At 41.7% G+C, this 14,315-nt stretch carries 16 protein-coding genes; 11 read left to right on the top strand and 5 right to left on the bottom strand.

The features are described 5' to 3' along the window. Window positions 1-345: 345 nt before the first annotated feature. Window positions 346-1,194, top strand: coding sequence for a MerR family transcriptional regulator (locus BN1765_RS13095; RefSeq protein ID WP_069203031.1), 849 nt, complete (start codon window positions 346-348; stop codon window positions 1,192-1,194). Here the strand turns inward: BN1765_RS13095 and BN1765_RS13090 are convergent. Continuing rightward, window positions 1,147-2,270, bottom strand: a protein-coding gene (locus BN1765_RS13090) for an IS3 family transposase (protein ID WP_147554130.1) whose coding sequence is annotated in 2 segments (ribosomal slippage) — window positions 1,147-2,024 and window positions 2,024-2,270 — 1,125 coding nt in all. Because the reading frame shifts where the segments join, the coding sequence is not laid out codon by codon here. The two genes, BN1765_RS13095 and BN1765_RS13090, sit on opposite strands and share 48 nt — an antisense overlap. A 403-nt stretch (window positions 2,271-2,673) precedes the next feature. On the opposite strand from BN1765_RS13090, the gene norA reads away from it, so the two are divergent. Continuing rightward, window positions 2,674-3,876: a multidrug efflux MFS transporter NorA gene (norA, locus tag BN1765_RS13080; protein ID WP_050615551.1), complete on the top strand. Its 1,203-nt coding sequence runs from the start codon at window positions 2,674-2,676 to the stop codon at window positions 3,874-3,876. A gap of 36 nt (window positions 3,877-3,912) precedes the next feature. Here the strand turns inward: norA and BN1765_RS13075 are convergent, their stop codons facing one another. Together BN1765_RS13075 and BN1765_RS13070 are read right to left on the bottom strand one after the other, a co-directional pair. Beyond that, complete coding sequence (locus BN1765_RS13075) at window positions 3,913-4,431, bottom strand: hypothetical protein (protein WP_050615550.1); 519 nt, start codon at window positions 4,429-4,431, stop codon at window positions 3,913-3,915. Between the two features lie 10 nt (window positions 4,432-4,441). Next, the gene (locus BN1765_RS13070) at window positions 4,442-5,911 is read right to left on the bottom strand and encodes an FAD-binding oxidoreductase (protein WP_050615549.1); all 1,470 of its coding nucleotides are present in this window, start codon (window positions 5,909-5,911) and stop codon (window positions 4,442-4,444) included. Window positions 5,912-6,192: 281 nt separating this feature from the next. Between BN1765_RS13070 and BN1765_RS13065 the strand changes: the two genes are divergently transcribed. The 7 genes from BN1765_RS13065 to BN1765_RS13040 all read left to right on the top strand — a co-directional run bounded on the left by BN1765_RS13065 (window position 6,193) and on the right by BN1765_RS13040 (window position 11,236). After that, window positions 6,193-6,918 (top strand): ABC transporter ATP-binding protein, encoded by a 726-nt coding sequence (locus BN1765_RS13065; RefSeq protein ID WP_050615548.1) that lies wholly within the window; start codon window positions 6,193-6,195, stop codon window positions 6,916-6,918. Then, window positions 6,918-7,982 carry an ABC transporter permease gene (locus BN1765_RS13060; protein WP_050615547.1) on the top strand — a complete coding sequence of 355 codons (1,065 nt, stop codon included), beginning with the start codon at window positions 6,918-6,920 and terminating at the stop codon, window positions 7,980-7,982. The genes BN1765_RS13065 and BN1765_RS13060 overlap by 1 nt, the downstream gene beginning before the upstream one ends. Window positions 7,983-8,047: 65 nt before the next feature. Beyond that, on the top strand, window positions 8,048-8,215 hold the full coding sequence (locus BN1765_RS20785; protein WP_082195472.1) for a TetR family transcriptional regulator: 168 nt from the start codon (window positions 8,048-8,050) through the stop codon (window positions 8,213-8,215). 238 nt (window positions 8,216-8,453) lie between these two features. Next, window positions 8,454-8,783: a hypothetical protein gene (locus BN1765_RS13055; RefSeq protein WP_050615546.1), complete on the top strand. Its 330-nt coding sequence runs from the start codon at window positions 8,454-8,456 to the stop codon at window positions 8,781-8,783. Window positions 8,784-9,029: 246 nt separating this feature from the next. Further along, window positions 9,030-9,857 carry an alpha/beta fold hydrolase gene (locus BN1765_RS13050; protein WP_050615545.1) on the top strand — a complete coding sequence of 276 codons (828 nt, stop codon included), beginning with the start codon at window positions 9,030-9,032 and terminating at the stop codon, window positions 9,855-9,857. 157 nt (window positions 9,858-10,014) lie between these two features. Next, on the top strand, window positions 10,015-10,395 hold the full coding sequence (locus tag BN1765_RS13045; RefSeq protein WP_050616771.1) for a nuclear transport factor 2 family protein: 381 nt from the start codon (window positions 10,015-10,017) through the stop codon (window positions 10,393-10,395). Window positions 10,396-10,501: 106 nt separating this feature from the next. Continuing rightward, on the top strand, window positions 10,502-11,236 hold the full coding sequence (locus BN1765_RS13040; protein ID WP_050615544.1) for a polysaccharide deacetylase family protein: 735 nt from the start codon (window positions 10,502-10,504) through the stop codon (window positions 11,234-11,236). Between the two features lie 48 nt (window positions 11,237-11,284). On the opposite strand, the gene BN1765_RS13035 is transcribed toward BN1765_RS13040, so the two are convergent. Together BN1765_RS13035 and BN1765_RS13030 are read right to left on the bottom strand one after the other, a co-directional pair. Continuing rightward, window positions 11,285-11,608 carry a PepSY domain-containing protein gene (locus BN1765_RS13035; protein WP_050616770.1) on the bottom strand — a complete coding sequence of 108 codons (324 nt, stop codon included), beginning with the start codon at window positions 11,606-11,608 and terminating at the stop codon, window positions 11,285-11,287. Window positions 11,609-11,639: 31 nt separating this feature from the next. Then, entirely contained in the window at window positions 11,640-12,107 is a 468-nt protein-coding gene (locus BN1765_RS13030) for a putative periplasmic lipoprotein (protein ID WP_050615543.1), read from the bottom strand. A 153-nt stretch (window positions 12,108-12,260) separates the two neighbouring features. Here BN1765_RS13030 and BN1765_RS13025 point away from each other — a divergent pair, with 153 nt between their 5' ends. Both BN1765_RS13025 and BN1765_RS13020 read left to right on the top strand, forming a co-directional pair. After that, complete coding sequence (locus BN1765_RS13025) at window positions 12,261-12,935, top strand: response regulator transcription factor (RefSeq protein WP_050615542.1); 675 nt, start codon at window positions 12,261-12,263, stop codon at window positions 12,933-12,935. Then, on the top strand, window positions 12,932-14,287 hold the full coding sequence (locus tag BN1765_RS13020) for a sensor histidine kinase (RefSeq protein ID WP_050615541.1): 1,356 nt from the start codon (window positions 12,932-12,934) through the stop codon (window positions 14,285-14,287). Before BN1765_RS13025 ends, BN1765_RS13020 begins: the two co-directional genes overlap by 4 nt. Window positions 14,288-14,315: the final 28 nt, after the last annotated feature.

The raw sequence follows: 14,315 nt of genomic DNA, 5'->3' as shown, positions 1-14,315 counted from the left end.
ATGCGAATATAATAACTCTTATCAGTTAAACTAATAAAGAAGGGGCTGCCTTACAAAGTCATTGGTCATGATTTTGGAGGGGGCCCCTTTATCTATAAGATGATTAGAACCATTAATAAAATGCATCGATAATGATTATAATGGAATCAAGGCTATGCTGTTTATGGATTAAATTGGATTGGCGATAAGTCCGTATTGCCTATACTGGCAGAAAGGCTGGCTATAGAAGATGCTGAAGTTTAAAGATCAATACGAGTGAAGACAAAGAAATGGAAGCAGGAGATCAAGCGCCAGTAAGAAAAAAATGTCTAATGTAGTGTTGCCGTTATAAATGGGGGACCGAAAATGGTAGAAAAACATGAAAAACTGTTAACAATCGGTGAAATTTCAAAAATGACGAATTTACCAATCCGCACCTTTCATTATTACGATGAAATAGGTGTTTTTAAGCCTGTTTATATTGATAAAAAAACGAAGTATCGGTATTACAGTGAGTCGCAACTTTATAGTTTGGATTTGATTAAATCCTTGAAGTTTATCGGAACGTCGTTAGAGGATATTAAGTATGCGCAGTCGTTAACACCGGAGCAGCTAGTCGATTTTTTAGCAAAGCAGGAGCAGCTTGTTAAGCGAAAGGTGAAGCAAATCCAAGAGGTACACTATACGCTATTAAAGACAAAGAAACATTTAGAGGAACAAATTAGTATACCGGTATATGAAGAAGTATATGAAATGGATATGGCTACACAGCGTATTTTAGCGATCAAAACGACTGATGCGACTATTTTATATACACCGGAAAAGTACTTTAGGCCTTTAGCTGAAACATTGGAGCGTGAAGGCAGTGTGATGAATAGCCACTATGGAGGTATTTATCCATTAAAGCAGTATGATACCATTAATGACTTTTATTACAATTATCTGTTTACGCCATTGTTAACCGAGCGTTATTTAGAAAAGCTAGCACCGGATGTAGAGGTGCTAAAAATACCAGCGGGCCGATATGCTTGTATAGCGTTTGTTTTTAGTGAGGATCTGTATATAGCAGCGTACAAGAAGCTTTATGCCTATGTAAATCATTTAAATCTAGGTGCGAATGCGAACGTATTTGAAGTTTATATGCCAACATGGAATGGTAACACTAAACTAGACACTTTTTTTAAGGTGTGTTTCTTTAAATTGAACGGGACTTAAATATCCCAATGTTTCGTGAATTCTGAAATGGTTAAACCAATGGACATAATCATATAGTTCAGAACGTAACTGTTCGAGTGTTTCAAATGTTCGTCCTCTCACAAACTCTGTTTTTAAGATTTTGTAAGTCGCTTCTGCCACTGCGTTATCATAGGGACATCCTTTCATACTTAATGACCGCTTAATTTCAAAAGTTTCAAGCGTTTCATCCAAATGCTTATTTTTAAATTCGCTGCCTCGGTCTGTATGAAATAAGGTGATCAATCGCAGATCATGTTGCACAGTAGACAGTGCTTTACTCACCAGTTTGGCATCTTTTTTCGGTCCTACACTGTGTCCAATCAACTCACGGTTATATAAATCAATCAATAAGCAGATATAGTTCCAGGAATCCTTGACACGTACATACGTCAGGTCACTGACAACGACAGCCAGCTCTTCTTGTTGGTGAAAGCTCCGATCTAACTCGTTACCCACTTTTTCTTCGTTACATTGGGCTTTATGGGGTTTGAACTGGGCTAATGTATAAGACGATATCAATCCTTCTTCCTTCATAATCCGTCCGATTCGGCGGCGGGACACACGATGGTCTTGCTTTTTCAATTCAATCTTAATCTTGCGCGCTCCATAGTTCTGGCGGCTTTTCTGAAAGATTTCAATGATCAGTGACCGAATACGCTCTTCCTGCTGATTATCCTGTATTTTCGCTTCATAATAATAAGAAGAACGGGAAATGTTGAGGACGATGCACATTGCTGATACCGAGTATTTGTGACGGTTATTTCGAATCACTTTTACTTTCGTCCCATGATCAGCGCGGCTTGCTTTAAAATGTCATTTTCCATTTGTAGCTGTTTCAGTTCTTTGCGTATCTTCATTAATTCAGTTTGTTCAGGTGTACGATTGTCTGCTTCCTTAAAGGAACCAGCCGTTCTGCTTTGCTTCACCCACTTATCTAGGGCAGACGGGGTCAGCTCATATTCAGCGATAATCTCTTTTCGTGGTTTTCCATTCTCATATAGTAATACAATTTGTTTCTTGAAATCTTCGGTAAATGTTCGTCTCGATCTGGTCATATACAACGCTCCTTAACTGAATAGGTAATGGCAGACTTGTTAAATAGAGTGTTCACACCGTCACTTGACATGGAGCCTCTACTGGCATGGCTGAAAAGCCAGACTGCCAGTTTATCAAACTGGCAAGCCACGTCAGGCTACCATGCCAGAACCTCCATATAAAGTGACTAGTACAGCTTTTTCCATCTTATAAGGAAGCTATACTCAAAATGAGGATTTTGTCCGCCACACCTTAATTTTTTTGTCCAGTTAAGTGTTGCCTATCCAACAAGCTATTTACCAACCCAACATTCCGAGTTCATAGTGGAGCTAAAAATTCGTATAAAATAAACAATCCTATTGACCCTACAGTTACTGTAGGGTTTATATTTTTTATAGCAATTCAAAATAGGAGGATTTAGTAATGGGTAAGAATCAAAAAATTTCGCTCAGCATTTTACTAATGAACTTGTTTATCGCATTCTTAGGAATTGGCCTAGTAATCCCAGTATTGCCAACCTTAATGAATGAATTAAAGATCAGTGGTTCGACAGTGGGTTTTTTAACAGCTGCCTTTGCGTTAACACAATTGATTGTTTCGCCGTTTGCAGGCAAGGCTGCAGATCATTTTGGCCGTAAAATTATGATTGTCCTTGGCTTATTTATATTTGGTTTTTCTGAGTTTTTATTTGGTATTGGCAAAACGATTGAAGTATTGTTTGTATCCCGCATTTTAGGCGGGATAAGTGGAGCCTTTATTATGCCGGCTGTTACGGCGTTTATTGCGGATATTACGGACATGAAAACACGTCCGAAAGCACTTGGTTATATGTCGGCTGCTATTAGTACAGGTTTTATTGTAGGCCCTGGTATTGGCGGTTTCTTAGCGGAAATCGGAATTAGAGTGCCGTTTTATACGGCAGGTGTACTTGGCGTGGTAGCAGCTATTTTATCAATTGTCCTATTATCGGAGCCTAACCGTCAGGAAATGCCAATGACTGAAACCACAGCCGGGAAACAAAGCAGCCTGAAAAAAATAATGATGCCTATGTTTTTAATTGCATTCATTGTTATTTTCGTTTCATCGTTTGGCTTAGCGGCGTTTGAGTCGTTCTTTTCACTTTTTGTAGATCATAAGTTTGGCTTCACGCCGAAAGATATCGCGATTTCCATTACTGGTGGTGCGGTTTTAGGCGCCCTTTTCCAAGTGGTGCTTTTTGATAAGCTTACAAAATGGATAGGGGAAATCTCTTTAATTCGCTGGAGTTTAGTACTGTCGGGTATTTTATTGTTTGCTATAACGCATGTGAATTCATATTGGTCGATTATGGCAGTGGTATTCACTGTGTTTATTGGCTTTGATTTGATTCGTCCGGCAGTTACAACATACTTATCGCGTATCGCCGGTGATGATCAAGGCTTTGTTGGAGGCATGAACTCGTTCTTTACATCGCTTGCCAACGTTTTGGGACCGATTATCGGAGGCCAACTGTTTGATGTGGACATTAACTATCCATTCTATTTTGGAGCTATGGTAGTGGTTGTAGGGTTTGCGATTACGATCTTCTGGAAAAATCCGTCTGATAAAAAGCTGTCCCTGAAAGAAACGTCAAAATACAGTGGATAATGTGAAGTTATCTTTTATTAGGAGGCCGTATGAAAATCACTTTTCAAACGGCCTTTTTCTACGAATCTGATAAACTCCACAAATGCATAGGATCATTCCAAATAAAGTGAGAAAAAATACCGGAGTCACGACTTTTATAAACGATAACCCAATCATAATCATACCTACGAGTAAATAATGGCTTGTTACATGTAAGTGATAGGTTTCTTGTTTGGCATGCCAGCCGCGAAAATATCCTTGAAGAAAGCCGAGAATCAGTTGCAGCACTAGAGCTACATAAGGTAATAATTCAATCGTGAATGGCATATTGCCTACTGTTGTGTAGACCAGTCCCATTCCTATGTAGATGAAGGGGATCATGAATCGGTTTGCGCTTTTTGTAGTTTGAAAAACCCGATAACCCCATGCCGCTGAAAAGGAGAAGGCCGCAAACATCCAAGCGAATAATAGATAGCTTAGCGAAGCGTCTTTCAACCATAGGATATAGTAAGGGAAAATAACGACTTGCCCTACCGTGACAACAAGAGGGATATATTGAGCTGTTTTGTTTTTCATGTTAGCTCCTTTACTTGATGTAATGGCCATAAAATTGATTTACAAAAACGTCATTCGGATCCCGCTTTTGTTTTTCAGTACGGAACTGCTCCCAATTTGGATAGGCGTTGGTGAATTGTTGTTTAGTTTGGTACGGATAATAAGGCAAGTAATAGGTACCGCCATGTTGTAATGTTAGGTCTGTCCATTTTTGTATAAGTGATTGGGCGTTGGCGATATCATCTTCCTGTAAGCCGTGTTGGATGAGGACAACAAGTCCCAGCATATCTTCTTTCGCATAAGAAAGACTAGTTTGTGTATCTTTTGAGGCATAGCGCACAGTGATGTTGTGAACCTTAAAGTCAGTATGTCGATCATCATGCGGCAATAGCTTTCTTAAATCGTGCAAGTATTCCTCATATTGATTAACAGGGATGAAGAACTCCTGTAACACTTCCACTCTACCTGGCCGAGTGAATTCCATAAAGGTTGATTCTGAACGCATGACGTTATTTCGGGTTATTTTGTGATCGTTAAGAGAGCGTATATATAATCTTTGCGTTTCCCAGAAGAAATCCTCAAACATTCCGCCTTTTCTCCCGATATCAAGTGCTAATTTACTTGCGCGCATGCCTGTCTCACCTTTTAGATTTGTAGTGGCATCTGTCTTATTCGTTTTCTTATAATCAATTACGTACATTTCTTCCAGAAAGCTGCTTGGTGCGACACTGATCCGCGCGTAATGCATGGCGATATCCGGCTGATTGAGCATTTGATGAAAATAAGCTTCGTATTGTTCGGTACGAAGTTTATTCGTATGTATGGTGTAAACCTCGTTATCTGTTAAATCTAATGTTACGTCAATAATGATACCGAATAAGCCATACCCGCCAAGCATATATGTCATCCACTCTTCTTGATGATCACGTGTAATATGCTTGATGTCCCCGGTAGGAGTTAGTATCGTCATCTCGCGAACCGTATTTGACATCGGCCCAAAGCGGATGTCACGGCCATGTGCATTCACGGAAAGAGAACCGCCGATTGTAAAAATCGATTGTGATTGAGTAACTTGTAAGGCTAAACCATAGGGATTAATCGCTTCTTGTATATCTTCCCATGTAGCACCGCTTTCTGCATGGACGGTTTTCTCTTTTGGATTAACCTCCAATATTCGATTAAATCCACGCATATCAAGGACAATCCCATCTTTGTAATAGGTATGGCCGCCTTGGGAATGTTGGAGGCCTGCAATGGAAATATGTTGCTTTTTTTCATTTGCTTCTTTGACAATTCGTTGCAGCTCATATCGATTCTGTACATTGACGATTCTTTTGATTTTTTCAGGAAGAAGCCCCGTATAGTCGGTTGTTAATGCACTTGTTGACAGACCGTATTTTCGTTTTTCTATCGGGATATTCCAAATGACAAAGCTTGTAAACAGAAATACAAGGATACCAAGAAACAAAGGATTTTTAGAGGTATTTGTAATGGTTTTCATGTATTTATTCTCGTTTCTGAAATCTATTTATTTTACTTTACCATAATTGGGCAATTATTCCTTTGGTCTTTTTATAAATATTAGAGGCTTTAATGAATGAAGGAACAGTGAGCACTGTTCTTTTTGCCGTGCTGCTAGCGGGGGAAGTTTGTGCAATAAGAAGTTTAAATAGGTACGAGTTTTTCACCCAAAGCAATTAATTTTTCACAGAAAAGATACCCGTTTAGATTTATACTTGATATAAGTGATTAAACACTTACTCTTGAGAGGAGGATTTTAAAATGATTGACGATCATACAATCCAACTTAAAGAAATAACGAAACGTTTCGGCAAGAAAGTTGTACTAAAGGATATCAACTTTGATATTAAACAAGGCCGTATTTATGGTTTTATCGGACCTTCCGGAGCTGGCAAAACGACTCTAGTAAAGATGATGGTGGGGATGGATATCCCAGATGAAGGTTCTGTCTATTTATTAGGAGAAAAAATGCCTAATTTAGAGATCTTACAGCAAATTGGCTATATGGCCCAATCAGATGCTTTATATACAGCTCTTACAGGCAAAGAAAACCTTATGTTTTTCGCATCGCTTTTCAAATTGGATAAAACAGAAAAACAAAAACGAATTGCCTATGCAGCAAAACTAGTTAACTTAACCGATGACCTTAATAAAAAAGTGTCCGCCTACTCAGGGGGGATGAAACGTCGTTTATCTCTTGCCATTGCGATGATCCAAAATCCTCAGGTTCTCATATTGGACGAACCTACAGTTGGAATTGACCCCGAATTAAGAATAAGCATTTGGAATGAGCTATTCAGATTGAAAAATGAAGGCAAAACCATTATTGTAACCACCCATGTAATGGATGAAGCAGAAAAATGCGATTACATCGCAATGGTTAGAGAGGGTTCATTTATAGCAACAGGTACGCCGCGTCAATTGAAAGAACAATATGGAGTTCATAGTTTAGATGATGTTTTCTTAGTTGCGGGGAGGGAAGGGTAATGAGAACAGTAGCGCTTATTAAGAGAATATTAGTGCAAATATTTAGGGATAAACGTACACTGGCTCTACTCTTTGTGGCCCCGTTATTAGTATTGACACTAATGAAACTGGTCTTTGACGGAAATGCCGTTAACCCTGTTTTGGGAGTTGCCAATGGGAATCAGCAAATCATCGAAAAATTAGAACAGGCAGATATTGTCGTAAAAGAATATGACAGAGTGTCTAATGTGAAGGAAACCATATTAGATAAAAAGTTGGATGGCTTTTTACAGGTTGAAAACGATAAAGCAACTATAACGTTACTTAATAGTGATCCAACAATAGCGAGAAGCTTAGAGATGAAAGTGAAGCAAATTTACAGTAAAGAAAAACAACTACAACTAATGGGAACAAACGGAATGCAGAGCGAACGTTCATTACAGGATTCCGTGAAAACAAATTATGTGTATGGCAGCAGTGAAACAGAGCTTTTTGATACCTTTAGTCCTATTTTAATAGGTTTCTTTGTTTTCTTTTTTGTTTTCTTGATCGCTGGGATAGGTTTGTTAAATGAAAGAACAACCGGGACGCTAGAACGGTTATTGGCAACACCTATTAAAAGAGGAGAAATCGTCGCTGGCTACCTTATTGGCTACGGATTATTAGCATTGATACAGACCGTTATCATTGTGTTGTTCTCGATCCATGTGCTGGATATCGTCTTAGTGGGCTCGATTTGGAATGTTATTTTAACCAATGTCATCGTAGCACTTGTAGCTTTGTCGCTTGGAATATTATTATCTTCTTTCGCAAGTTCAGAGTTTCAGATGATTCAGTTCATCCCGCTGGTAATCGTGCCGCAAATCTTTTTCTCAGGCATTTTCTCCATTGAGGGAATGGCGGAGTGGCTTCAAGCGTTTGCAAATTTTATGCCGCTGTATTATGCCGCAAATGCATTAAAAGGAGTCATGTACGAGGGATTGAGTTTATCTGAAATCAGTAGTAATTTATATATTTTGTTCGCGTTTGCAGCCGTTTTTATCGTCTTGAATTTGTTTGCACTGAAAAAGTACCGTAAGTTATAGAAATATTTAACAGTTTTAAGCAAAGATAAAATAGGAGAAACCCAATAAACAAACGGCTAATTATTATGGAGGTTGCTATTGCTGAAAAAGGTTATTCAAATATATCGACGGCGCAAATAGCCAAAAAAGCAGGTGAGGCAGAAGGCACGATTTTCAACCTGCTTTTTATTTTGGATTTTTTTCGTGAAAATAGTGGTCGAAATTGTTTTTTATCCCATTTTAAATGGCGCTAAAACTTCACTTCAACACGGGAGGGAAGACAAAGAGATGTAAGTGGGAGATCAAGCGCCAGTAAGAATCCTATTGGTTCAACTCACAATCGATCGGTGATGAATACATTTCGGCCTATCAAAGTTTCACTTTTTCCATATCTGTTTATGGTTTTAGTAAGGGAATTTTATTTGTGGAATTAGTCAGAAAGTATAGTATAATAGGGAGGCGAATTTTACCAAGAAGAAAGGAGGAGAGAAGATGAAGGCAAGATTAACCAATGATGCAGGTGTAACAAAGGAAGTCAAAATTGGATTTAGTTGGACTACTTTCTTTTTTGGATTTTTCCCTGCCCTTTTCAGAGGCGATTTAAAATGGGCAGCCATCATGTTTATAACAGGCATTCTCGCAGGAGTTTTCACACTAGGATTTGGGGCATGGATTCCAGGTATCATTTTTTCTTTTGTATATAATAAAATTAATATCAAAGAATTGCTTGAAAAAGGGTACAGACCTGCTGATGATCAAACAAAAGCAGAGTTGCAATCGAGAGGAATCATTTCTCCATCAGCTGCACAAATAATTGCATGATTTAGCTATCATTCTATTTATTTTATATGTCAAACAGGGATTATTCATGATTCCTGTTTTTTTTCGGTCTTTTTCCATAAAATCAATCATTCTATTTGGGTGATGGTAAGGGTTATGCAGCAATTTTAGGATAAGTTGAAGCTCTTTTAATTTTACAAATTCACCAATAAGACGGCGATTGCATTAGAGGATTTCGGCAATATGTGCAGAATAAAAGACAGGAAACGGTTAAAGGGGGAATGGGGCATGTGGGAACGGTTAATGGTTGAAACATCTCGAGGAATCTTCGAAGTGTTCAAGAAAGGGGAAGGAAAACCGCTTTGTGTCACGCATCTGTACAGTGAATACAATGAAAAAGGAAATTTGTTCGCAGGGATGTTCACTGAGTATTATACCGTTTATCTGGCCAATTTGCGGGGAGCGGGCCAGTCTACGGATGACACATTGGTATACAGTTACAGCATGCACGACAGTGTGGAAGATCTAGAAGCGATCCGAGCCGCCCTGCATAAACAACAATGGGCTTTCGCAGGGCATTCAACAGGCGGGATGCTTGCTTTGAAATATGCCGTCATGCACCCTGAAAGCCTGGAGCATATCGTTGCCGGAGGATTGTGCGCTTCCTCTGCCTATATGAAACATGCCGGCAGCATCTATTGCCGCGACAATCCGAACAACAAGAGAATAAGAGACATATTGGCGATTCTAGGCGATCCGGATTCGACGCTTGAGGAAAGAAGGGCAGCCAATAAAGAATGGACGATGATGTCCCTCTACAATAAACAGGCCTATGAAGAAATGAGAAGCAGGCCGGACAGCGGAAAAACAGTAGCCAAAAGGCTTGATTATTTTTCCTATGAAGAATTAAAAACATTTGATTTGCGCCCTGAACTGGCCCGAACAGAGACGAGAGCATACATCTACTGCGGGAAACATGATGCGCAATGCCCGCATGAATTTTCCGTGGAAGCGGCACAATTAATGCCTAAGGCAACGATGCATAGCTTCGAATACAGCAATCATTTTCCATTCATTGAAGAGGAAGACGCCTTTAAAGCATTTATTCCTTCCTAACTTGAACTGCCACGCCATCTCGGGAGCAAAATTCTTTGTATAATTGATTAATGCCAATCATTTACTAAGCATGTTTTTTTATACGCTCGAGCTGATCTTGAGGAGGATAAAGGAAGATTGTAGTACCCATATTATTCACATGAAAAGGAATGTAAAAATGAAAAACAAACCTTCTTTAAAAGAACTGTTGCTGGAGTTAGAAGAAAAATTGTTGAAACCAGAGATCAGAGCATCAAAAGAAGAACTTACAAACATACTTTCCAAAGATTTTTTTGAATTCGGAAGTTCAGGAAAGGTTTTGTACAAAAATGAGAATATAAGCGATGTGGGTCTTGGTGTTGTACATATGACACTGAGTGATTTCGAAATTCATCCCTTGTCTGAAGAAATCATCTTAACAACTTATAGAATCTATAACGAAGCAAATAAACAACACTCATTACGTAGTTCGATATGGAAACGAATGGATGGAATATGGAAAATGCATTTTCATCAAGGTACACCAACGACCTCTTCACACGAATCCTCCAGGCGCTAACGAGGGCTTTTCTTCCATATCAAAAGCTGTCCTGGAACAAAAGGGGCGGATTGATAATATCTCATCAAAGGAGGCATACTATCAAGAAAAAAGTGGGGTCTGTTAGATGAAATTGAAAGCAATCCTTTTGATCTGCCTGCTGGCAATGTGCCTCCCGGCGAATGCTTCTGCCGAGCGGAAAATCCCGATCCTGATTTACCATTCCATTGCCGAGTTCAAAGGACACGGCGCAAAAGAGTTGTACGTGGCGCCGGATGAGTTCGAAAAGCAAATGCTGTATTTGCGCGAGCATGGCTTTACCCCGCTGACATTCGAGCAATGGCAGGAGGCGGACCAAGTCGCCAAACCAATCTTCCTTACCTTCGATGACGGCTACAAAAACAATTTGACCGCCTTTGCTATTTTTCAGAAGCTGAAAACGGAAGGCTTCACGCCGAAAGGAACCTTCTTCGTGATATCCGACTTTATCGGCCGCTCGAACCGTTTGTCGGAAGCCGACCTGAAAAAGCTGGCCGCATCCGGCATCATCTCGGTCCAATCCCATACAGCGACCCATCCGGATTTGACTAAGGTGGATAACTTGGAGTATGAGTTGAAATCATCGAAGGAAGCAATAGAGCGCATAACCGGAAAGCCGGTCATCGCCCTTTCCTATCCATATGGAACGTTCAATAAAAAAGTCATCGCCGAAACGAAGAAATTCTATGAGTTCGGCATTGCAACGACACCCGAGTATTATGTAAAAAGCGGCGCCAAAGATGAAAGGTATACTTTGCCGCGGCTATATATCACCTATACCACAACGCTTGCCGAGTTTGCGAAGATTGTGGAAGGAAAGTAAGCCACGCAAAGAAGGCGCCATTATATGCTGGGCGCCTTCTTTGTACTGTTACTCATCATCATCCACGTCAACCGTACCTGTCCGGCTGCTGACATCCACGGTTTTCAATCGATTGTCGGCTGTTTTGATTTCCACTTCGTATTCGAACTCAGAATGTGACAGACGGTCGTCTTCCAATTCGAACTTCTTTTGCACGCTGATGACTTCACCGGCTACTTGCTCAGTGGCAATCTCGCGGATTTGTTTTTCGGTATAGTGATCATTCTGCTTCGCGTAATGATAGCCCATTCCTAGATAGCCGCCGCCGATGGCGATACTTAAGACCGCAACTCCGACAACGGTTCCGATGATTTTCTTCTTATATTTCATGATTTTCTCTTTCATTTTGTTTCTCTCCTTTTGTTTAGTCTTTAAGATTAAATGTCAGCTCTAAGGCATCTTCTGCTTGGTCCAATTGGTCTGCAAGCACATCCAGTTTTTGTTCTTCTGCCTGATATTGTTCAATCGTCACGGTGCCGGCGTTATAGTTCGCTTCAAGCTTGTCCTCGTAAGCGTCCATTTGGTCCTCCAGCTGCTCGATTTCATTGTGTAAAGTGAAGAATGTGTTTCTTCTTTCTTCTTGTGTTCCCTTTGGAGCGGTGCTGTCCGCTTTCTTCACCAGTTCCGCCACGGCATCGGTGAAATCATCCGCCTGTTGGGTGCCGGCTGTTTGCTTTGTAGAGACTTTTGGTGCCACTGTTTTTTCTTCTAATGGAGCGTTTTCCGTCACCGGTGTTGCACTTTGCGCTTTGGGATCCTTTTCCGCTGTCTGCTGGGAACATCCCGTAAGCAATAAACCTGCCGCCAGCCCGATTGCCATGAACTTTTTCATTTGTATCCCTCCTTGATTCTCTTGATCTTGTCTTTATCTTACAAAGCGAACATTAAAGGAAAATGAATGGGCGGCATTGGATTCTTTCATCTTTTTTTAATGTTGATGAATTATAGTAATATATAAGTAATAAAGAAAAAAAGGAGAACGAACATGCGAATTCTCATAGTCGAAGATGAACAGGACCTGCAGAATATTTTAGCGAAACGGCTGAAAGCGGAGCATTACAGCGTGGATGCTTGCGGCAATGGGCGGGATGCGCTCGATTATATCGCGATGGCTTCGTATGATCTCATCTTGCTCGATATTATGATCCCCGGCATAGACGGCCTTGAAGTGCTGCGGCGCATGCGCTACGAGCGGAACACAACGCCTGTGCTCCTGCTGACAGCCAAGGATGCGATTGAAGACCGTGTGAAAGGGCTTGACCTGGGAGCGGATGATTATGTAGTGAAGCCGTTCGCATTCGATGAATTGCTGGCGCGAATCCGCGTATTGATGCGGCGGCAGACGGGAAGCACTTCTAATGTGTTCGAAGTGGCCGATTTAACCGTGGACTGCAATACCCATAGAGTGACGCGGGGAGATCGGGCAATCGAGCTTTCGAGCAAAGAGTTTGCCATGTTGGAATATATGATCCGCAATAAGGAAATCGTGCTGACACGTGACCGGATCCAACAGCATATATGGAATTATGAGTATGAAGGCGGCTCCAATATCGTCGACGTCTATATCCGCTACCTGCGTAAAAAGATCGACAGCGGCTTCGATGTGAAGCTGATCCATACCATCAGAGGCGCCGGCTATGTGTTGAGGGCTGACTCATGAAGAAGCTATCCATCAAGATGAAAGTGACCCTTTGGTACACCGGCCTCATCGTCATCATCATGGCCGTTGTCCTGGGCGTGATTCTTTCTTCATCCGATAAAGTGCTGCTGTTGAATGTACAGAAAAACATCGAGAACATCGTAAAAGAAAGCGTCGAGGATTTGGAATATAAACACGGCAGATTCGAAACAGATGAGGATTTCGAGTATTATGACGATGGCGTCAATCTGTTGATTTATACGAGCGGCGGGGAATTGCTCGGTGGCCGCATTCCGGCAGGATTTGATCAGAACACCCCGTTCAAAGCAGACGAACTGCAGACGATTAAAAAAGATACGCAAGAATGGCTGGTGTTCGATTATCCATACCGGGAAAGCGGGGAAGAGGTCTGGATCCGCGGCGTGTATCCGCTGAATTCACTGTCATCGGCGATGAATGCGATCCTTATTGCGACGCTGATTGCCTTTCCGTTCCTAATTATCATCGCCGCTGCCGGAGGCTATTATATTACCCGCAGAGCGTTCCGTCCGGTGCAGAAAATGATCGATTCGGTGAGCGAAATCAGTGATGGCAAAGACTTGTCGAAACGCATCAACCTTGAAGGATCACATGATGAAATCCATGCGCTCGCAGATACATTCGACGATATGTTCGACCGCCTGCAAGCATCCTTTCAAAGCGAGAAGCAATTCACATCCGATGCCTCCCATGAACTGCGGACACCGACCGCAGTCATCATCTCGCAGTGTGAATATGCGCTCTCGCAAAGCGATCGGCCGGAAGAAATGAAAGAGTCGCTGGAAGTCATATTGAAGCAATCGCGGAAAATGTCATCGCTCATTTCACAGCTCCTCCTGCTGGCCCGTGCAGATCAGGAGAAGATGGAGCACTTCCTCATTGAGCGCATCAACATAAGCGAGCTGGCGGAAATCGTCGCCGAGGAACTGGAGTGGATGGCACAAGAGGCCGGCATCGAAATCCGCACCTCCCTGGAGGACAATCTGTTCATCCAAGCGGATCAGACATTGATGACAAGAGTGCTGATGAACTTGATCACAAACGCCATCGCCTACGGCAAGCCGGGCGGCCATGTGGACATCACCTTGTACCGCGACGGCAGCCAGGCAGTAGGGAAGGTCTCCGATGACGGCATCGGCATCAGTGCGGAGCATATCGATAAAATCTGGGACCGCTTCTACCGCGTCGATCCAACCCGTACCGCAACCGCAAGCGCCAACACCGGCCTTGGCCTGGCAATGGTGAAATCGATCATCGACATGCACGGGGGAAAAATCGAAGTGGCCAGCGAAGTGGACAAAGGCAGCACCTTCACTTTCCGACTGCCGATGTAGAGAAGAGTTTGATTTCTTTCATGAAAAG

Source organism: Bacillus testis, from assembly GCF_001243895.1.
GTDB lineage: Bacteria > Bacillota > Bacilli > Bacillales > DSM-1321 > Bacillus_AD > Bacillus_AD testis.
This window is presented reverse-complemented; position numbering and strand designations above follow the sequence as displayed.

Coding starts and splice junctions, on each gene's coding strand:
- BN1765_RS13025 (WP_050615542.1), top strand. CDS start 12,261: ATGCGAATTCTCATAGTCGAAGATGAACAGGACCTGCAGAATATTTTA.
- BN1765_RS20785 (WP_082195472.1), top strand. CDS start 8,048: ATGGAGGTTGCTATTGCTGAAAAAGGTTATTCAAATATATCGACGGCG.
- BN1765_RS13075 (WP_050615550.1), bottom strand. CDS start 4,431: ATGAAAAACAAAACAGCTCAATATATCCCTCTTGTTGTCACGGTAGGG.
- BN1765_RS13030 (WP_050615543.1), bottom strand. CDS start 12,107: ATGAAAAAGTTCATGGCAATCGGGCTGGCGGCAGGTTTATTGCTTACG.
- BN1765_RS13055 (WP_050615546.1), top strand. CDS start 8,454: ATGAAGGCAAGATTAACCAATGATGCAGGTGTAACAAAGGAAGTCAAA.
- BN1765_RS13065 (WP_050615548.1), top strand. CDS start 6,193: ATGATTGACGATCATACAATCCAACTTAAAGAAATAACGAAACGTTTC.
- BN1765_RS13095 (WP_069203031.1), top strand. CDS start 346: ATGGTAGAAAAACATGAAAAACTGTTAACAATCGGTGAAATTTCAAAA.
- BN1765_RS13040 (WP_050615544.1), top strand. CDS start 10,502: ATGAAATTGAAAGCAATCCTTTTGATCTGCCTGCTGGCAATGTGCCTC.
- BN1765_RS13020 (WP_050615541.1), top strand. CDS start 12,932: ATGAAGAAGCTATCCATCAAGATGAAAGTGACCCTTTGGTACACCGGC.
- BN1765_RS13070 (WP_050615549.1), bottom strand. CDS start 5,911: ATGAAAACCATTACAAATACCTCTAAAAATCCTTTGTTTCTTGGTATC.
- BN1765_RS13045 (WP_050616771.1), top strand. CDS start 10,015: ATGAAAAACAAACCTTCTTTAAAAGAACTGTTGCTGGAGTTAGAAGAA.
- BN1765_RS13060 (WP_050615547.1), top strand. CDS start 6,918: ATGAGAACAGTAGCGCTTATTAAGAGAATATTAGTGCAAATATTTAGG.
- norA (WP_050615551.1), top strand. CDS start 2,674: ATGGGTAAGAATCAAAAAATTTCGCTCAGCATTTTACTAATGAACTTG.
- BN1765_RS13050 (WP_050615545.1), top strand. CDS start 9,030: ATGTGGGAACGGTTAATGGTTGAAACATCTCGAGGAATCTTCGAAGTG.